At 54.8% G+C, this 19,492-nt stretch carries 18 protein-coding genes and 1 tRNA gene; 16 read left to right on the top strand and 3 right to left on the bottom strand.

The features are described from left to right. Positions 1-197: 197 nt before the first annotated feature. The 11 genes from KVT28_RS19050 to mrdA all read left to right on the top strand — a co-directional run bounded on the left by KVT28_RS19050 (position 198) and on the right by mrdA (position 12,983). Positions 198-1,301 carry an amidohydrolase gene (locus KVT28_RS19050; RefSeq protein ID WP_217549681.1) on the top strand — a complete coding sequence of 368 codons (1,104 nt, stop codon included), beginning with the start codon at positions 198-200 and terminating at the stop codon, positions 1,299-1,301. Between the two features lie 238 nt (positions 1,302-1,539). Next, a complete protein-coding gene (prfC, locus tag KVT28_RS19045; RefSeq protein WP_101761823.1) occupies positions 1,540-3,129 on the top strand; it encodes a peptide chain release factor 3 in 1,590 nt (529 codons plus the stop codon). Positions 3,130-3,390: 261 nt separating this feature from the next. Further along, positions 3,391-4,005: a molecular chaperone OsmY gene (gene osmY / locus KVT28_RS19040; RefSeq protein WP_101761824.1), complete on the top strand. Its 615-nt coding sequence runs from the start codon at positions 3,391-3,393 to the stop codon at positions 4,003-4,005. Positions 4,006-4,098: 93 nt separating this feature from the next. Then, on the top strand, positions 4,099-4,260 hold the full coding sequence (locus tag KVT28_RS19035) for a DUF1328 domain-containing protein (protein ID WP_007893192.1): 162 nt from the start codon (positions 4,099-4,101) through the stop codon (positions 4,258-4,260). 179 nt (positions 4,261-4,439) lie between these two features. Further along, complete coding sequence (locus KVT28_RS19030; RefSeq protein ID WP_110867276.1) at positions 4,440-5,492, top strand: patatin family protein; 1,053 nt, start codon at positions 4,440-4,442, stop codon at positions 5,490-5,492. After that, on the top strand, positions 5,489-6,268 hold the full coding sequence (locus KVT28_RS19025; RefSeq protein WP_192236323.1) for a TatD family hydrolase: 780 nt from the start codon (positions 5,489-5,491) through the stop codon (positions 6,266-6,268). The genes KVT28_RS19030 and KVT28_RS19025 overlap by 4 nt, the downstream gene beginning before the upstream one ends. 292 nt (positions 6,269-6,560) lie before the next feature. After that, the gene (gene deoC / locus KVT28_RS19020; protein ID WP_192412100.1) at positions 6,561-7,340 is read left to right on the top strand and encodes a deoxyribose-phosphate aldolase; all 780 of its coding nucleotides are present in this window, start codon (positions 6,561-6,563) and stop codon (positions 7,338-7,340) included. A gap of 157 nt (positions 7,341-7,497) precedes the next feature. Further along, positions 7,498-8,820: a thymidine phosphorylase gene (deoA, locus tag KVT28_RS19015; RefSeq protein ID WP_101761828.1), complete on the top strand. Its 1,323-nt coding sequence runs from the start codon at positions 7,498-7,500 to the stop codon at positions 8,818-8,820. A gap of 94 nt (positions 8,821-8,914) precedes the next feature. Continuing rightward, positions 8,915-10,138 carry a phosphopentomutase gene (gene deoB, locus KVT28_RS19010; protein ID WP_101761829.1) on the top strand — a complete coding sequence of 408 codons (1,224 nt, stop codon included), beginning with the start codon at positions 8,915-8,917 and terminating at the stop codon, positions 10,136-10,138. A gap of 33 nt (positions 10,139-10,171) precedes the next feature. After that, positions 10,172-10,885: a purine-nucleoside phosphorylase gene (deoD, locus tag KVT28_RS19005; RefSeq protein WP_008103284.1), complete on the top strand. Its 714-nt coding sequence runs from the start codon at positions 10,172-10,174 to the stop codon at positions 10,883-10,885. A gap of 223 nt (positions 10,886-11,108) precedes the next feature. Continuing rightward, a complete protein-coding gene (gene mrdA / locus KVT28_RS19000; protein WP_217549679.1) occupies positions 11,109-12,983 on the top strand; it encodes a penicillin-binding protein 2 in 1,875 nt (624 codons plus the stop codon). A 74-nt stretch (positions 12,984-13,057) separates the two neighbouring features. Here mrdA and KVT28_RS28155 read toward each other — a convergent pair whose 3' ends face one another. Further along, on the bottom strand, positions 13,058-14,380 hold the full coding sequence (locus tag KVT28_RS28155) for a PAS domain-containing methyl-accepting chemotaxis protein (protein ID WP_101761831.1): 1,323 nt from the start codon (positions 14,378-14,380) through the stop codon (positions 13,058-13,060). A gap of 193 nt (positions 14,381-14,573) precedes the next feature. Between KVT28_RS28155 and KVT28_RS18990 the strand changes: the two genes are divergently transcribed. Further along, positions 14,574-14,649: transfer RNA gene (locus KVT28_RS18990), tRNA-Phe, on the top strand. 459 nt (positions 14,650-15,108) lie between these two features. On the opposite strand, the gene KVT28_RS18985 is transcribed toward KVT28_RS18990, so the two are convergent. After that, a complete protein-coding gene (locus KVT28_RS18985; RefSeq protein ID WP_101761832.1) occupies positions 15,109-15,855 on the bottom strand; it encodes an SDR family NAD(P)-dependent oxidoreductase in 747 nt (248 codons plus the stop codon). A 136-nt stretch (positions 15,856-15,991) separates the two neighbouring features. On the opposite strand from KVT28_RS18985, the gene KVT28_RS18980 reads away from it, so the two are divergent. Together KVT28_RS18980 and KVT28_RS18975 are read left to right on the top strand one after the other, a co-directional pair. Beyond that, a complete protein-coding gene (locus KVT28_RS18980) occupies positions 15,992-16,591 on the top strand; it encodes a TetR/AcrR family transcriptional regulator (protein WP_254633584.1) in 600 nt (199 codons plus the stop codon). Between the two features lie 16 nt (positions 16,592-16,607). Then, positions 16,608-17,000 (top strand): VOC family protein, encoded by a 393-nt coding sequence (locus KVT28_RS18975; protein ID WP_101761834.1) that lies wholly within the window; start codon positions 16,608-16,610, stop codon positions 16,998-17,000. Between the two features lie 140 nt (positions 17,001-17,140). Here the strand turns inward: KVT28_RS18975 and KVT28_RS18970 are convergent, their stop codons facing one another. Further along, positions 17,141-18,091, bottom strand: a complete 951-nt coding sequence (locus KVT28_RS18970; RefSeq protein ID WP_217549675.1) for an AraC family transcriptional regulator — start codon at positions 18,089-18,091, stop codon at positions 17,141-17,143. A 96-nt stretch (positions 18,092-18,187) separates the two neighbouring features. Between KVT28_RS18970 and KVT28_RS18965 the strand changes: the two genes are divergently transcribed. Together KVT28_RS18965 and KVT28_RS18960 are read left to right on the top strand one after the other, a co-directional pair. Continuing rightward, positions 18,188-18,931 (top strand): SDR family NAD(P)-dependent oxidoreductase, encoded by a 744-nt coding sequence (locus tag KVT28_RS18965; protein WP_217549673.1) that lies wholly within the window; start codon positions 18,188-18,190, stop codon positions 18,929-18,931. Between the two features lie 17 nt (positions 18,932-18,948). Further along, entirely contained in the window at positions 18,949-19,353 is a 405-nt protein-coding gene (locus KVT28_RS18960) for a VOC family protein (RefSeq protein WP_217549671.1), read from the top strand. Positions 19,354-19,492: the final 139 nt, after the last annotated feature.

Here is a 19,492-nt window from a genome sequence, read left to right as displayed (position 1 = left end):
TATGCATCAATCTATACTTTTTTGTGAAGGGTTTTTCGCAAAAAGGTTGAATTTATCTTATTGATTGTAAATGGAATTATTCCACATGTTGAATGCGAGGAGTTCTCATTTTTGACTAATTTTCATTCACGCTGGATTGATTATAGCTGCGCATCGGGCGATGCTGAGGCTTGCCTTTACTTGTCAGGAGCTTAGCGGTGTCGAACGTCTTAGAGCATTACCATTTTCTGCATGAAATTCCCGAACTGGGTTTTCAGGAATTTAAAACCTCTGCTTATATTGCCGATCAGCTGGAGAGCGCCGGAATTAAGGTGACGCGCGGCATCAATAACACCACCGGCATGGTGGCGGAAATCGACAGCGGCGTGCCCGGTCCGGTGCTGGCGCTGCGTGCGGATATGGATGCGCTCGGCCACATCATTGATGGCGTAGCCTGTGCGCGTCACACCTGCGGCCACGATGGCCATTCGTCGGTGGTGCTGACGGCAGCGCAAGAGCTGATGAAAGAGGGCGCGATCAAGAAAGGGCGGCTCAAGCTGCTGTTCCAGCCGGCGGAAGAGCTCGGTGCGGGTGCGTTGGCGATGATTGAGGGCGGCGCGCTGGAGGATGTGGAGATGATTCTCGGCTTCCATGTGCGTCCGCTGGAAGAGTGTCATGTGGGACAGGCGACGCCAGCGGTGATTTACTCTGCCTGCAGCACGCTGGAAGCCACCATCAAAGGTGCACCGGCGCATGCGGCGCGTCCGCATTTGGGCGTCAACGCGCTGGATGCGGCGGTGCAAGCGGTACAGGCCGTCAACGCCATCCATCTGCCGCCGGGTTTGACCTGGAGCGTGAAAGCTACACGCTTTCTGTGTGATGCGGGCGTGACCAACTCGGTGCCGGATGAGGCGCGCGTGGTGTGGGATCTACGTTCGCAGGAAAACGCGCCAATGGCGGTGCTGAAAGAGAAAGTCACGCTGGCGATTCAGCACAGCGTGGCGGCGCTGGGTGCCACGGCGGACGTGGTGGTGCTAAAAGAGATGCCGGCGGCAGAAATTCATGAGGAAGCTACGGCGGTGATTCGCGCGGCGATTGTCGACGTGCTGGGCGAAGCCGGTTTGCTGGATACCAAAACCACGCCGGGCAGCGAAGATTTCTTCTATTACCCGGTGAAAAAACCGCAGGTGAAAGCCGGTTTCTGGGGATTGGGAACCAATCTGGTGCCGGGTTTACATCATCCTGAGATGCGCTTTGAGCTGAGCTCGCTGGAGATTGGCGTGAAGATCTTCAAGGCGGCAGTGGTGCGGGTGTTGGGGTGATTAGAGGGTTAGGGTGAGGGCTATTAGGGCACCGATTCCCCCTTTCGGCGAAATATTGTATGCTATGCCGCCTCAATGCTGACGGGATTCAGGACTGCCGCCAATGTAGATCGCACACCTCTTGCTGTGAACCGACGCCACTGCGTCGCCATTGGCCGCGTTACCCTGCGGAATGACCTCGAAACGATTTATTCGCAGCGCGCTGTCCGCGTGTTGCCCTGGAAGAAGAATTCACTCAATGTCTAATGCCTCCTTTTTAGAAGAAGTGGCGCGCCGCCGTACCTTTGCGATCATCTCGCATCCGGACGCCGGTAAAACCACAATCACCGAAAAAGTGCTGCTGTTCGGACAGGCGATTCAAACCGCCGGTACCGTCAAAGGCCGCGGCTCCAACCAGCACGCGAAATCGGACTGGATGGAGATGGAGAAACAACGTGGTATCTCCATCACCACCTCGGTGATGCAGTTCCCGTATCGCGACAGCCTCGTGAACCTGCTGGATACGCCAGGACACGAAGACTTCTCTGAAGATACTTACCGTACGCTGACGGCGGTTGACTGCTGTTTGATGGTAATCGACGCCGCGAAAGGTGTTGAGGATCGCACCCGTAAGCTGATGGAAGTGACGCGCCTGCGCGATACGCCAATCATCACCTTTATGAACAAACTCGACCGTGACATCCGCGATCCCATGGAGCTGCTGGATGAAGTGGAGAGTGAGCTGAAGATCGCCTGCGCACCAATTACCTGGCCGATTGGCTGCGGCAAGTTGTTCAAAGGGGTTTATCACCTCTACAACGACGAAACTTACCTGTATCAAACCGGTAAAGGCCACACCATTCAGGAAGTGCGCATTGTTAAGGGGCTGGCGAATCCAGAACTGGATGCCGCAGTAGGCGAAGATCTGGCACAGCAGCTGCGCGATGAGCTGGAGCTGGTGCAGGGCGCTTCGCACGAGTTCGATCAGGAGCTGTTCCTGAGTGGCGAAATCACGCCGGTGTTCTTCGGCACCGCGCTGGGTAACTTCGGCGTTGATCATATGCTGGATGGCCTGGTTAGCTGGGCGCCGCGTCCAATGCCGCGCAACACCGACGCGCGTTTGGTGGAAGCAAAGGAAGAGAAATTCAGCGGCTTCGTGTTTAAGATCCAGGCAAACATGGACCCGAAGCACCGCGACCGCGTCGCCTTTATGCGTGTGGTATCCGGCAAGTACGAAAAAGGCATGAAGCTGCGCCAGGTGCGTACCGGTAAAGATGTGGTGATTTCCGATGCACTGACCTTTATGGCCGGCGATCGTTCGCACGTAGAAGAAGCCTATCCGGGCGACATCATTGGTCTGCACAACCACGGCACCATTCAGATTGGCGACACCTTTACGCAGGGTGAAAACATGAAGTTCACCGGCATTCCGAACTTCGCGCCAGAGCTGTTCCGCCGTATCCGTCTGCGCGATCCGCTGAAGCAGAAACAGCTGCTGAAAGGGCTGGTTCAGCTGTCGGAAGAGGGCGCGGTGCAGGTGTTCCGCCCGGTACACAACAACGATCTGATTGTGGGCGCGGTCGGTGTGCTGCAGTTCGAAGTGGTGGTCGCGCGCCTGAAAAGCGAATACAACGTTGAAGCGATCTACGAAGCCATCAACGTCTCAACCGCTCGCTGGGTTGAGTGTGATGATGCGAAGAAATTCGACGATTTCCAGCGTAAAAACGAAGTAAACCTGGCGCTCGATGGCGGTGATAACCTCACGTATATCGCGCCAACCATGGTGAACCTCAACATCACTCAGGAACGCTATCCTGACGTGAGATTCCGCAAAACGCGCGAGCACTAATCGCCGTTACCAGCAGGGCCTGTGATTTTCACTGGCCCTGTTTTGTTTGTTACAGACTCCTCCTAATTCCGCTGTTTTTTTCTCTTTTTGGCGATATATCAACCACAAGAGCCAGCAAAAGCTGTAATCCCTACTACTATTATCCTGTCGGACGAGAAAAGAGACCTTGCGGGTTTCATTACGTCCAGTAACTCAGCAACGCCGTTCGTTGCTGGCGCATCCGCGATAACGGATGAGTTAACTGATAGAAGGATGATATCGATGAATAAGACTAAGATTGCTAAAACCCTGATTGCTGCCCTGGCCGGTTCTGCTCTGCTGAGCGGTGCGGCGTTTGCAGATGAATCACTGTCGCAGAAAGCACAGCAAACCTCCGACAGCGCGGGTGCGAAGATCGATAGCTCTATGAAAAAAGTCGATGGTTATATGGATGACAGCGGCATCACGGCTAAAGCCAAAGCGGCGCTGGTGGACGATGACGCAATTAAAAGCACGGATATCTCCGTCAAAACGCACGATGGCGTGGTGACACTGAGCGGCTTCGTGGCTTCTCAGGATCAGGCTGAAAAAGCCGTCGCGCTGGTGCAGAAAGTCGAAGGTGTGAAATCCGTCAGCGACAAACTACACGTTAAAGACAGCAAAAATGCTTCTCTGAAAGGTTATGCGGGCGATACCGCAACCACCAGCGAAATTAAAGCTAAGCTTTTAGCAGATGATATCGTGCCATCACGCAACGTTAAGGTTGAAACCACCGACGGCGTGGTGCAGTTATCAGGGGAAGTGGCGAATCAGGCACAGTCCGATCGTGCTGAGAAGATCGCCAAAGCCATTGAAGGCGTGAAAAGCGTGAAGAATGACCTGAAGGTGAAATCTTAACGCGAGCGACTCGGCACCAGCAGGTGCCGTTTCGTAATAAAAACAAAGGTGTAAATAAGCAGTTCGATTTTCACAATGGTAAAGGAGAGGCTTATGTTTCGTTGGGGTATTATCTTTCTGGTCATCGCTCTGATTGCTGCGGCATTAGGTTTCGGCGGTCTGGCGGGTACGGCAGCATGGGCAGCTAAAATTGTCTTCATTGTCGGTATTATTCTGTTCCTCGTGAGCCTGTTTACCGGGCGCAAACGACCCTGACTACTTGCGTCTCAATAGACGCTAACCCGCGAGTCACCTAAAGCGGAGACCGGTCTTGTGCGGCATACTACGAAGCCGCAACGATTGCAGAAGCAATTGGTCAGGGAACGACAATGACTGGTTCTCCGGGATGCTGCTTCGGCGACTCCCTCAGAGCAAGCAACACTGAGGGACATCCATTGGGCACACGTATTCCGTTGACATTAGGTTCATTCGAACCGCTGGCTTTAACTCCTTTCAAATCAAATAAAATCGCCTTGGTGTGCGAAGGCGGCGGTCAGCGCGGCATCTTTACCGCAGGCGTGCTGGACGAATTTCAACGCGCAGGCTTCAATCCTTTTCAACTGTTACTCGGCACCTCGGCCGGTGCGCAAAACCTGTCGGCTTTTGTCTGTGGCCAGCCTGGCTACGCGCGACGCGTGATCTCCCGTTACACCACCAGCAAACTGTTCTTTGATCCGCTACGATTCGTGCGCGGCGGGCATCTTATCGATCTCGATTGGCTGATCGATATCACTAAACAGGAATTCCCGCTGGCGCTCAACACCGCCGAAGGGCTGTTTGCCAAAGGCAGCGAATTCTATATGTGCGCCTGCCGCAGCGACGATTACCGCGCCGAGTACTTCAACCCGATCAGCACCAACTGGCACGACATCCTAAAAGCCTCCAGCGCGATCCCCGGTTTTTACCGCAGCGGCGTGCAGATGGACGGCGTGAGCTATCTTGACGGCGGCATCAGCGATGCTATTCCGGTACGCGAAGCTGCGCGCCGTGGCGCGGACACCATTGTGGTGATCCGCACGGTGCCGTCGCAGGTGTCCTACACGCCGAAGTGGTTTAAACGCATGGAGCGCTTTTTGTCCGACAGCGCATTGCAGCCGATGATCAACATCCTGCATCAGCATGAAGAGAGCTATCGCGAGATTCAGCAGTTCATCGAGCAGCCGCCGGATAATCTGCGCATCATCGAAATCTGTCCGCCAAAACCGCTGGCGAGCATGGCGCTTGGCAGCCGCTTGTCATCGCTGAATCAGGATTACCATTTAGGTCGCCGCAGCGGGCGCTATTTCCTCGCCACGCTTGGTCAATGGTTGAGTGATGCTGAGCCGCTGGTGCGTTCAACCACGGTTACGCCGCCGGCCGCCGTGGCGAATGCGCCTGACAATCGCCCGCTGATTACGCCCGCACTGGCGGAAAACGATGCCGATTTTGATAAAGGCTCGCTGGCATGAAGTTTATCGACACGCATTGCCACTTCGATTTCCCGCCGTTCGTTGATGATGCGCACGCCAGCATTGCACGCGCTGCGCAAGCCGGCGTGGAACGCATCATTGTACCGAGCGTGGATGCCAGCCGTTTCGCGCTTGTGACGCAACTGGCGCAGCAGCATCCGGCGCTGTATGCCGCGCTGGGTCTGCATCCAATCAATATTGCTGAGCATCAGGAAGATGCGCACCTTGATGAATTAGCGCGCTGGCTGAAAAAGCCGGATAGCAAGCGTGTGGCGATCGGCGAGATCGGCCTCGATCTCTATATGGACGATGCGCAATTTGCCAAACAGACGCGGCTGCTCGATAAGCAGCTCAAGCTGGCGAAGCAATACGATCTGCCGGTGATCCTGCACTCGCGCCGCACCCACGATCAATTAGCGCTGCATTTACGTCGTCACGATCTGCCGCGTCGTGGCGTGGTACACGGTTTTGCGGGTAGCCAGCAGCAGGCGGAGCGCTTTATTCAGCTTGGCTATGCCATTGGCGTTGGCGGCACTATCACCTATGAACGCGCCAGTAAAACCCGCAACACCATCGCCAACCTGCCGCTCAAGGCGTTGTTACTGGAAACCGACGCGCCCGATATGCCGCTGCAAGGATTTCAGGGGCAGCCCAATCGCCCCGAGCGGGCGCGCAATGTGTTTGACGTGCTGTGTCAGTTACGCAGCGAATCCCCTGAAGCGATCGCCGATGCGCTTTGGCATAACAGCCAGCAGCTGTTCGCCTTGCCTGCCTGATTCTCCCCCCGACAGATTCTGCATTTACGCTGCCTTACGCCTGATTAGCTACATTGATAAAGCTGAGAGTACACTTTTGCGTCCATTTTTGTGATAATAATAACAATGACCATTACGACGCATTCCCGCCTGGTTAGCGATTATTTGTGATAATCATCACTAAATAATTGTATTTAAATGACAGGTTTTCTTTTTCGTGTGACGTGAAGCGCAATTCATTGTCACGGTAGTTGTTAGAATTATCACATTCCCCGGTGGGTTGTGCCCGCCGATCTGAATTTTGGAGAGCATCATGACCGACCTGAAAGCAGCAGCACAGCGCGCATTGCAACTGATGGATTTAACCACCCTGAACGAAGATGACACCGACGAGAAGGTGATCGCGCTGTGCCGTCAGGCGAAATCCCCAGCCGGTAACACCGCTGCCATCTGCATCTATCCGCGTTTCATCCCGGCAGCACGTAAAGCGCTGCGCGAGCAGGGCACGCCGGAAATCCGCATCGCCACCGTCACCAATTTCCCGCACGGCAACGATGACGTTGAGATCGCGCTGGCCGAAACCCGCGCGGCCATCGCCTACGGCGCTGACGAAGTGGATGTGGTGTTCCCGTATCGTGCGCTGATTGCCGGCAACCGCGATATCGGTTTCGAGCTGGTGAAAGCCTGTAAAGAAGCCTGCGCGGCGGCGAACGTGCTGCTGAAAGTGATCATCGAAAGCGGCGAGCTGAAAGACGAAGCGCTGATTCGTGCCGCTTCGGAAATCGCTATCGATGCGGGTGCCGATTTCATCAAAACCTCCACCGGTAAAGTGCCGGTCAACGCGACGCCAGAAGTGGCGGCGATCATGATGCAAGTGATCCGCGACAAAGGCGTGAAGCAGCAGGTTGGTTTCAAACCGGCGGGCGGCGTGCGCACTGCAGAAGACGCGGCGCTTTATCTGCAGCTGGCGGACGACATTCTGGGTGAAGGCTGGGCGGATGCGCGTCATTTCCGCTTTGGTGCCTCCAGCCTGCTGGCAAGCCTGCTGAATACGCTGGGCCACGAAACCGCGACCAGCAAAGCCGGTTATTAATCTCTTGCGCTGATGGTTCTGCGATTCGTAGCGGCGCGATTTATCGCGCTGGTTTTTACGCTTCAGCCCCGACTTAACATCGCGCGATAAATCGCGCCGCTACGGCAGGTGCAAGCTGCCGTATCATTTCAATTTCTATCCCTTCAGGGAGGCAACCGTGTTCCTGCCACAAGAAATTATTCGTAAAAAACGCGACGGCCAGGCGCTGAGTGAAGCGGAGATTCGCTTCTTCATCAACGGCGTGCGCGACAACAGCGTTTCGGAAGGTCAAATTGCCGCATTGGCGATGACCATCTATTTCCATGATATGACGCTCGACGAGCGCGTGGCGCTGACTATGGCGATGCGCGACTCCGGCACGGTGCTGAACTGGAAATCGCTGAATCTCAACGGCCCGATTGTTGATAAACACTCCACCGGCGGCGTTGGCGATGTCACTTCGCTGATGCTCGGCCCGATGGTAGCGGCGTGCGGCGGTTATGTGCCGATGATCTCCGGGCGCGGCCTCGGCCACACCGGCGGCACGCTGGATAAACTGGAAGCGATTCCGGGCTTTGATATCTTCCCGAGCGACGATCGTTTCCGCCAGATTATTAAAGACGTCGGCATCGCGATTATTGGCCAGACCAATTCGCTGGCGCCGGCCGACAAACGTTTTTACGCCACGCGCGATATCACTGCCACCGTGGACTCCATCCCGCTGATCACCGCGTCGATCCTCGCCAAAAAACTGGCGGAAGGATTGGATGCTCTGGTGATGGATGTGAAAGTGGGCTCCGGCGCCTTTATGCCGACCTTTGAAGCCTCAGAAAATCTGGCGCAGGCGATTGTTGGCGTCGCCAATGGCGCAGGTTGTAAAACCACCGCGCTGCTCACCGACATGAATCAGGTGCTGGCTTCTACCGCCGGTAATGCGCTGGAAGTGCGTGAAGCGGTGCAGTTCCTGACCGGCGAGGCGCGCAATCCGCGCCTGCTGGAAGTGACGATGGCGCTGTGCGCGGAAATGCTGATCTCCGGCAAACTGGCTGAGAATGACGCCGATGCGCGCCAAAAGCTGCAGCAGGTGCTGGATAACGGCAAAGCCGCTGAAGTATTTGCCCGCATGGTGGCGGCGCAAAAGGGTCCGGTAGATTTCATCGAGCGCATGGACAGCTATCTGCCCGCGCCAACGCTGAGCAAAGCGGTATACGCCGATGGCGCCGGTATCGTCAGCGCAATGGATACGCGTGCGCTCGGCATGGCGGTGGTTGCGCTCGGCGGGGGGCGCCAGCGCGCCAGCGACAGCATTGATTACAGCGTGGGCTTGAGCGACGTGACCACGCTCGGCACGCAGATTGACGCGCAGCGTCCGCTGGCAATTATCCACGCCGCGTCGGAAGCGCAGTGGCAGCAGGCCGCCGCCGCCGTTAAAGCAGCCATCACGCTGAGCGATACTGCGCCAGCGATCACGCCGGTAGTTTATCGTCGCATTAGCGAATAACTGGCGCTTCTTCGTGCCAGGCAGCGGCCGTTCGGGTATACTGATCTGATCGCTTTTTTTTGACTTGTCATCGCGCATTGCGCAGGAGACTTGCATGAAACGTGCTTTTATTATGGTTCTCGACTCCTTCGGGATCGGCTCCAGCAAAGACGCCGATAAATTCGGTGATGAAGGATCGGACACGCTCGGCCATATCGCCGAAGCCTGTTTCGAAGGCCGCGCCAATGAAGGTCGCGAAGGCCCGCTGCACTTACCGAACCTGACCAAACTGGGCCTCGGCAAAGCGGCTGAGCTCTCTACCGGTCGTTTCCCGCCAGGCCTCGATCCCAACGCGGAAATCATCGGTGCGTATGCTTACGCCAGCGAATTGTCGTCCGGTAAAGATACGCCGTCGGGCCACTGGGAAATCGCCGGCGTGCCGGTGCTGTTTGATTGGGGCTACTTCAGCGATAAAGAGAACAGCTTCCCGCAGGCGCTGCTGGATACTCTGGTGAAACGTGCCGATCTGCCGGGATATCTCGGTAATTGTCACTCATCGGGCACGGTGATCCTCGACCAGCTCGGCGAAGAGCACATGAAAACCGGTAAGCCGATTTTCTACACCTCGGCGGATTCGGTTTTCCAGATTGCCTGCCATGAAGAGACCTTTGGCCTTGATCGTCTGTACGAACTGTGTGAAATCGCCCGTGAGGAGCTGACCAATGGTGGCTACAACATCGGTCGCGTGATTGCGCGTCCGTTCGTGGGCGACAAAGCGGGTAACTTCGAGCGTACCGGCAACCGTCACGATCTGGCGGTGGAGCCGCCTTCAGCGACCATGCTGAAAAAACTAGTCGATGAGAAGGGCGGTGAAGTGATTTCGGTGGGTAAAATTGCCGATATCTACGCCGAGCAGGGCATCACGCAGAAAGTCAAAGCCACCGGCTTAGACGCGCTGTTCAACGCTACCATCGAGCAGATGAAGAAAGCGCCAGATACTTCGATTGTGTTCACTAACTTCGTTGATTTTGACTCAACGTGGGGACATCGTCGCGATATCGCCGGTTATGCGGGCGGACTGGAGTTGTTCGATCGTCGTTTGCCAGAGCTGATGGAATTGGTGAAAGAGGGCGACATTCTGATCCTCACCGCCGATCATGGCTGCGATCCAAGCTGGAAAGGCACCGAGCACACGCGTGAGCACATTCCGATTCTGATCTACGGCCCGAATGTGAAGCCAGGATCGCTGGGATACCGCGATACCTTCGCGGATATCGGCCAGACCATCGCAAAATATTTTGGCCTGTCCAGCATGGACTACGGCAAGAGCATGCTGTAAAACAGCGCCCCAAATTTAATAAGGAAAATAACCATGGCAACGCCTCATATTAATGCAGAAATGGGTGATTTCGCGGACGTCGTGCTGATGCCAGGCGATCCGCTGCGCGCAAAGCACATTGCTGAAACCTTCCTCGAAGATGTGGTGGAAGTGAACAACGTGCGCGGCATGCTGGGTTACACCGGGACTTATAAAGGCCGCAAGATTTCGGTGATGGGTCACGGCATGGGCATTCCATCCTGCTCGATCTACACCAAAGAGCTGATCACCGATTTCGGCGTGAAGAAGATTATCCGTGTCGGTTCTTGCGGCGCAGTGCGCGCAGACGTGAAACTGCGCGACGTGGTGATTGGTATGGGTGCCTGCACCGATTCCAAAGTGAACCGCATGCGCTTCAAGGATCACGACTTCGCGGCGATTGCTGACTTCGACATGGTGCGTAACGCCGTTGATGCCGCGAAAGCGCTGGGCGTTGATGCGCGCGTGGGTAACATCTTCTCCGCCGATCTGTTCTATACGCCAGATCCGCAGATGTTCGACGTGATGGAGAAGTACGGCATTCTGGGTGTGGAGATGGAAGCGGCGGGTATTTACGGCGTGGCAGCAGAGTTTGGTGCGAAAGCGCTGACCATCTGTACCGTGTCGGACCACATCCGCACCCACGAGCAGACCACGGCGGCTGAGCGTCAGACCACCTTTAACGATATGATTAAGATCGCGCTGGAGTCAGTGCTGCTGGGCGATTAATCTCTTTTCCCTCACCCTAACCCTCTCCCGCACGCGGGAGAGGGGACCAGTCGGCGCTTTTTTTCTCCCTCTCCCGGTGGGAGAGGGCCGGGGTGAAAGCACCAGACCGCACCATCCCGTAAACATCTGACACACTTTTACCCAGGCTTGTGCATCTTCGTGCTGGCTCTGAAACAATCTCTGCTTATCATTAGCGTGATAACAAAGAGACTAAGCCCACCTGATGAATTTCCGTAATTTCGAAGCAGAAGAAAAGCTGTTTGCCCGCCGTGCGATTGTCGCTTTTGCCCTGGTTGTCATCTGCTTTACCATCTTAGGCATCAACCTGTATCGCCTGCAGGTCGATCAGCACAGCTATTACCAGACGCGTTCCAACGAAAACGACATCAAAATGATCCCCATCGCGCCCACGCGTGGATTGATCTTCGATCGCAACGGTATTCCGCTGGTGCGCAACGTCAGCTGGTATGACATTCACATCACGCCGTACAAAATCGACAACATGCAGGAAACGCTGAAAGCGCTGACGCCGATTGTCGATCTCACGCCGGAAGAGATTGAAACCTTCGAGCACGAGCTCAAACAGAACAGCCGCTACAAGCCGGTTGAACTGAAAGCGCAACTGACTGACGAAGAAGTCGCGCGCTTCGCCGTCAATCAATTCCGCTTTAGCGGCGTCACCGTCGATACCTATCAGGACCGTGAATATCCTTACGGTGCCGACCTGGCGCACGTGCTTGGCTATGTTTCGAAAATCAACGATAACGACTACAAACGCCTGAACGCAGAAGGCGTTGGCGAGAACTACGCGGCTGACCACAACATCGGTAAGCAGGGCATTGAAGGCTATTACGAGTCGCTGCTGCACGGCAAAACCGGCTATCAGGAAGTGGAAGTGGATAACCACGGCCGCATCGTGCGCGTGCTAAAAGAGGTGCCGCCGGTGGCCGGTCAGAACATCACGCTGACGCTCGATCTGCATCTGCAGCAGTACGTCGAGAGTCAGCTAGCCGGGCAACGTGCCGCGGCGCTGATTGAAGATCCGCACGACGGCAGCGTGCTGGCGATGGTTTCCGCGCCGAGCTACGATCCCAATCCGTTCGTCAAAGGCATCAGCTACAAAGCCTATAAAGCCCTGCTGCAGGATAAAGACCTGCCGCTGATCAACCGCGTTACGCAAGGCTTGTATCCACCGGCGTCCACCGTGAAGCCTTATATGGCGATGTCGGCGCTGCTGACCAAAGTCATCACACCGAGCTTTACCCTATTTGGCGCGCCGACCTGGACGCTGCCGGGCACCGATCGTAAATATCGCGACTGGAAAAAAACCGGTCACGGCATGCTGGACGTCACCAAAGCCATCGAAGAGTCGGCGGACAGCTTCTTCTATCAGGTGGCGTTTATGATGGGCATCGATCGCATCCACACCATGCTGAGCCAGTTTGGCTACGGCAAATCGACCGGCATCGATCTTAACGAAGAGTACGCTGGATTGCTGCCGAGCCGCGAATGGAAGCAGAAGGTGCACAAACACGTGTGGTATCAGGGCGATACCGTTTCGGTGGGCATTGGGCAAGGTTATTGGGTGGCGACGCCGATTCAGATGGTGAAAGCGATGGTGGCGCTCATCAACAACGGGCGTGTGATCAATCCCCATCTGCTGGAGAAATCACAGCGCGGCAAGGAGGTGCAGCTCTACCAGGCAAAACTACCGCAGCCGCAGATTGGCGATGCTAAATCGCCGTATTGGTCGCTGGTGCGCCACGCCATGTTCGGTATGGCGAATGCGCCGAACGGCACCGGCTACAAATACTTTCACACTGCGCCTTATGGCATTGCAGCGAAATCGGGCACCTCGCAGGTGTTCAGCCTGAAACAGAATCAGGTGTATAACGCCAAAATGACGCCGATGCGTCTGCGTGACCACATCTTCTACACCGCGTTTGCGCCGTTTAACGATCCCAAAGTGGCGGTGGCGTTGATACTGGAAAACGGCGGCAACGAAGGCGTCACGGCGGCACCGCTGATGCGTAATATTCTCGACCACATCTTTATGCCGGAAGCCACACCGCCGCCGGTGGCGACGGCGGCGCAGTAAACCATGCGGCCATGGCAGGTTATTGTCATGCCGCATAGTTTGTGGGGGCGCGGTGCATTGCAACCTGCAACGCATCACTCCTCTCGCAATGTCGCGGTAACATGCCCAATCGCGCGTACCACTTCGCTGGAACTGTCACGAATATCCGCCATCATGCCTCCAGCTTCCTTCGCCAACCCCACGCCCTGATCGGCGCGTTTCAGGTTGGAGGCGATACCTTTCAGCGCTTTCTCCGCCAGCGTATGGTTCTGCTGCACCATGTTCTCAATTTCGGTGGTGGCGCGATTGATGTTGGCCGCCAGCGTGCGCACTTCATTGGCCACCACGGCAAAGCTGCGACCATGCTGACCGGCACGCGCCGCTTCCACCGCGGCGTTCAGCGCCAGCAGGTTGGTTTGATCGGCAATCCGGCGAATACTCTCAACAATGGCGCCAATGCGATCCGACGACTGACTCAGATCGTTGATATCACCAGAAATGCCGTGCAGCTCGCCCGCCAAATCATTCATGGTCTGCACGCTGTTCTCAATCACCGTGGCGCCAAGGCGCGTGCTTTCACTGGTTTGCAGCGCAGTTTGATACGCCTGCTGCGCCGCGTCGCGCTCTTGCTGATTCTTCTCCACCTGCGCGGTGACATCGGTAGCGAACTTCACCACTTTGTACAGCTCGCCGGTTTCGTTAAACACAGGATTGTAAGTGGCGCGCAGCCACACCGTTTGGCCGCGTTTATTCACGCGCTGGAACTGGCCGGAGATAAATTCGCCCTGATTCAGCTTGTGCCAGAAGCGGCGATATTCGTCGCTGTTGCGCATCTCCGGCGGGCAGAACTGGCTGTGATGCACGCCGATCACTTCTGACGCGTTATAGCCCATGGTTTTCAGGAAGTTGTCGTTGGTCATCAACACTTCGCCTTTGAGATTGAAGGCGATCACCGCCATCGAACGCTCAATCGCAGTGGTCATGGCGCGCTGCTCTTGCGCGTCCATGATGCGCGCGGTGATATCGCTCGCCAGCTTGACGATTTTAATCACGCGGCCGCTGCGATCCTGCACCGGCACGTAATTCGCCTCCAGCCAGATAGGACGGCTGTGTTTTGCCACGCGCAGGAATTTATCGCTGAAGCCTTCGCCGCGATTCAGGCGTCGCCAGAAGTCGCGGTATTGCGGCGAGTTAAGCATATCTGTGGTGCAGAACATGCTGTGATGCTGACCAACAATCTCTTTGAGCGTGTAGCCCATGCGCTCGAGAAACAGCTCGTTGGCGGTAAGGATCTTCCCTTCTGGGGTGAATTCGACCATGGCGATGGCATCTTGTAATGAACTGAGCGTTGCCTTGCTGTGACCGCGTTTTTGCCACGCAAGGCGTGACAATATTCCTGATGTAATAGTGCTGAACATGGTGGACCTTATTATTGGTATCGGTTGTCAGCAAGGTTATCGGCATAAGCGACTAAAAATTCACCTATACCAGCGATAGGCGAATGAATTTTTACCGGTTGGTCTGGAGGTTGCTGTAAAAGGCATCAGTCAGCTGATTTTTGCCGAAAAGCGTTTGACGGTGCCGCGCGAGTAGGGTTTAATGCGCCCCGTTGCCCGGATAGCTCAGTCGGTAGAGCAGGGGATTGAAAATCCCCGTGTCCGTGGTTCGATTCCGCGTCCGGGCACCATACATCGAAGCACACTGGTTAGAAGTGAGATCTCTAACGGGTGTCTAAACGAAGATGGTGTTCAAAGCAACGGTGACTGCATTTGCAGATGCATCATCCAAGATTGAACATAAAAATCTTCAAGAAAGGGTACCAGTTCGTGCTGGTGCCCTTTTCTCGTTGGCGTAAATAATTGCAATGATTGCGACACCTGTCAATAAAACCTCAGATTTTGTCAATTCTCGCTATCCCTCATCTGCACCAAGAATCGTTTTTGCTATGACAAATATGAATTATCCTTTAGGGTTTATCCGTAATGTCCCCATGTCCGCGAACATCATTTCAACGGCCATTTGAGCTCAATGCTCTAATTCGATAAGAAGCACCAAAATGTCCGCATCTCCAAAGCAGACATCTGCGTTCTGGGCTAACACAACGGGTAAAAGAGTAATTTTGTTAAATGAACATACCTACCCTCTGTCAGTACTGAGAGGCGCCACCGTCAGCGAACAGCTCTATACCATGCACATAACTTGAGGCATCACTGGCTAGGAAAGAAACAATAGAGGCTATTTCTTCCGGCTCTCCGATACGTCCCAACGGACTTTTAGCGGTGAGGAAGGCGATCCCCTCTTCGGCATTATCGCCAAATGCGGCTCTGAGCGACGCTGTATTCACAGGACCTGGGCTGACAATGTTTATGCGTATACCCGAACCGTGCAGCTCTGTAATCCAGCTTCGCACCATGTTTCTGACTGCGGCTTTGGTCGCACCATAAATACTCATGGTAGGACCCGGGTCTGCTGACGCCGTCGAACCAATGATAATCACGCTTGAACCCTTTCCAAGCAGGGGCAAAGCCTGCTGAACAGTCAGCACAACACCTGTAACATTTGTGGCAAACTGGTCGTGGATCTGTTTTTCAGTGATTTCACCAAGCGGAGCATGCACCCCACCGCCAGCATTAGCGACAAGAATATCGATGCAACCGAATTCCACTCTAACCTGTTCATAAAGCTCATCAAGACTAACTTTGCTGCTGACGTCAGCAACGATACCTTTTACATTTTCCCCCAGAGTCTTTAACGCCTCCTGAAGGGTTTGTGCATTCCGGCCAGTGATAATGACGTCTGCGCCTTCGTCGCTCAGATTTTTCGCTATAGCCAGACCAATGCCGCTTCCACCACCAGTGATAACGGCAACCTTTCTATTAAATGACTGATTCATAATTGCACCATGTATTTTTTTGTAGTGGTCACTATAAGAAATTCTGAGCGGGCTGTCACTAACTTCTTGTAGCGGTCACTACAAAAAAGTTTTAAGATGGCAAACAGAAACACTTCTGATGCAACGGATAAAAACTATGAGCGATACCGAAAAAACAATTAAAGCACCCAGGCGGGTATTTGACAGAGAGTCCGGCGTGCAGACAGCTAAAGCGCTGTTTCATCAGCGTGGTTATGATGCTGTGGGTATCACGGAACTGACAAAGATGCTGAATATAAATCCTCCCAGCCTTTATGCCGCTTACGGTAGTAAAGCAGGGCTGTTTGAACGCTGCCTGGATCTCTATGTTGCAGAGGGAAACCTACCGGCGGACAAAATCCTGACTCCGGGCAGGCCGCTGAATGAGGCGGTTGCAGATCTTTTTATGACTGCTGCACGTTTATACGCCCGATCCTCAGTCCAGCGAGGCTGTCTTGTGGCTGAAGGTATGCGTGCCGATGATCCGCAGGCCCGCGAGCTGGCAAGCCGCTATGGTGAGGCAGGAATTCAGTTCATCAGAAGTTATATCCGGCAGTATGAACCTGCACGGGACCGGGAGCTTTCTGATTATGTCGTGACAACGTTGCGGGGATTTTCTGCAGCCGCAGTAACGGGACTGTCAAAAGCCAGGTTAACTGCCGTGGGTCAGCTGGCCGGTCAGGCATTCAGCACTCTCCTGACGCCAAAAAATGTTTAATCAGGAGGTAAAAGTTATGTCTGTTATCGACCATGTTGAGATTGCTGTAAAAAATGCTCTGGTATCGCTCAAATTCTTTGAAGCAGCCCTCGCTCCGCTGGGGTTCAGCTTGGTTGTTTCTGTACCCCCGGATCGGACTCTAACTGGTGGTGCCCGGTATGGATTGGGCCCGGAGGGGTACCCGAGGCTCTGGCTTCATGATAAAGACATAACAGGCGCCTCAACACATCTGGCTTTTGCTGCCAGTGAACGGGCCATAGTTGACGAATTCTGGCGTGCCGCTCTACAGGTAGGCGGTAGAGACAATGGCGAACCGGGAATTCGCAATCATTACCACTCTCACTATTACGCCGCTTATATCTTAGACCCTGACGGTAATAACATCGAAGTCGTCTGTCAGAAAGGATGAGTAAGATGGCCGGACGTCACTTTGCGAAATTGAATCCCATCTGAATTACGGCCTGTTAGTTTCGCCTGGCTGCTACCCGCGAAGTGAAATATCGTGTGGTGAGTTATTGCTTTGTTACGGCAGCAAAATTTACTGCCGCATCAAACGTGGTGATTCAGCGGGCTTTCTGCACCATCAGCGTCGTACCTTAGACTTGCAACGTCTTTCAAAGGAGTGCGGCCAAAGAAACGGGCGTACTCGCGATTAAACTGAGGCACGCTGCGATAACCCACCTCCATGGCAACAGACGTGACGCTCTGCTGGCGCGCCAGTAATTTGGTTCTGGCATGGAGAAGACGGACGCGCTTCTGATACTGGACCGGACTCATGTTTGTCACGGACTTAAAATGACGATGAAAAGCCGATACGCTCATGGCTTCCTGTGCGGCCAGTGATTCAACCACAAATTCATCAGCAAAATTATGTCTAATCCAGCGAATCGCATTACCTATACGCGCCAGCATGGTTCCCGGTGAAGCAATATCCCTCAGCATCCAGCCATGTGGGCCTTTCAGAACATGATAAAGGATTTCACGTTCATATACCGGTGCGAGAGCCGGGATATCTTCAGGGCTCTTCATCAGGCGAAGCATTCTTACCCAGGCATCCAGCAGCTCGGGCGTGACGGCAGCAACGGAAAAAGCACCCGACTGTGGATCAGCCTTCACGGGAGTTAAATCAGTCAACAACGTCGCTATCCGCTCAGGTGTCAGGGTCAGACTGACCGCGAGATAAGGAGCACCGGTGGCCTCGGGAAGGACTTCGCCTACGGCTGGCAAATCTACTGACATGACAAAGTAAGAAGCAGGGTTGTAGTGGAATACCCGGTCACCTACCGTCATGGATTTACTTCCCCGCAGTATGAGATTAACCATCGGCTCATAGACCGCAGCCAGAGCATGCGCGGGAACGTCCCCCTGCACCATTGCCACACGCGGTATACCGGTTTCGGTTCGCCAGAGTCGGGCATGAGCGGCCAGAAGGCGCAGTTCGTCAAGCAGGGGTTCCAGTGTCAAGGTCAGCCTCCTCAGTATGATGATTAAAGCGAGCATAAAGCAGAAAAAGGCAAGAATCGAGCAGGAACGCAGAGGCAGAGCTGTCCCGGAGGTTTTATCCTTTTTCCTCTCGCAGACAGAAAGGATGAAACCTTGAAAATTGTACTGATTACCGGCGGCAGTGGCGGAATTGGCGCCAGTGTGGCGCAGCAGTGCGCGGCTAAAGGGATGGGGGTGATTGTGACTTATAACAGCCATCCTGAATCTGCCCTGAGGGTTGTGAAGGAGATTGAAGCGTCAGGCGGCCATGCCGTTGCGCTGCATCTGGATGTGGCTCGCACCGAAACCTTCGGCACTTTCCGCGATGCCTTACTTGAGATAGTCAGTATCACCTGGGAACGTGAGCACATTGACGTGCTGGTAAACAACGCCGGGTTTGGACTCTTCAACCCGATTGAAACGGTGACGGAGAGTGAGTTCGACACTCTTTTTGCCGTGCACCTGAAGGGCCCTTTTTTCCTGACCCAGAAGCTGCTGCCACTGATTTGCGATGGAGGACACATCATCAACGTTACCAGCGCCACCACGCGCGTGGCGACGGCAGGTGTTGCGCCCTACGCTGCCTTTAAAGGCGGCCTTGAAGTACTGACCCGCTATATGGCCAAAGAGTTCGGGCCTCGGCGCATCCGGGGAAACGCAGTCTCTCCGGGTGCAATCCGTACGTCGCTTGGCGGAGGGCTGAATGATGAATTTGAGGCGCTACTCGCCTCACAGACCGCGCTGGAACGCGTGGGGGAGCCGGATGATGTCGGCCGGGTTATCGCAGGCCTGGTCTGTGATGACGGCGTCTGGATCAACGCACAATCCATTGAGGTTGCCGGCGGCTACCAAATCTGAATCCTTCCGGAGGTTTTATGCTGGATCATCTGTTTCTTACGGTCAGCGATACAGACCGTTCTGTCCGTTTTTATACGGAAGCGCTTGCTCCTCTCGGCATCACGGTTCGTCATGATTATGACGGAAAAGAGGGGCCGCCCGGCCACCCGGATTTGAAAGGGTTCGGTGCTCAGGGCCGGATTTTTTTCTGGCTACGCGAAGGAACTGTTGCACCAGCTTCTGTACATGTCGGGTTTGTCGCACGAAATCAGACAATGGTGAACGAAGCCTATGCTTCAGCCATGCGTGCCGGCGCGTCTGACAATGGCGCACCTGGCGCCCGGCTTCACTACGATCCCCGCTACTACGCCGCCGGCGTTTTCGTCCCCGATGGCTACAGCCTGGAATTTGTTTATAAAAAATGGCAGCACCCTCAACCATGAAAACATTACTGATTTATGGCGCCACCGGTTACACGGGTCGGATGGCCGCCGCCCTGGCTAAAAGTGCCGGCCTGAATATTATTATTGCCGGCAGAAACATGCAGCGGCTGGCCGCACTTGCCCGTGGACTTGACGTCAG

The organism is Pantoea sp. GbtcB22 (assembly GCF_019091025.1).
GTDB classification, from domain to species: domain Bacteria; phylum Pseudomonadota; class Gammaproteobacteria; order Enterobacterales; family Enterobacteriaceae; genus Pantoea; species Pantoea leporis.
This window is presented reverse-complemented; position numbering and strand designations above follow the sequence as displayed.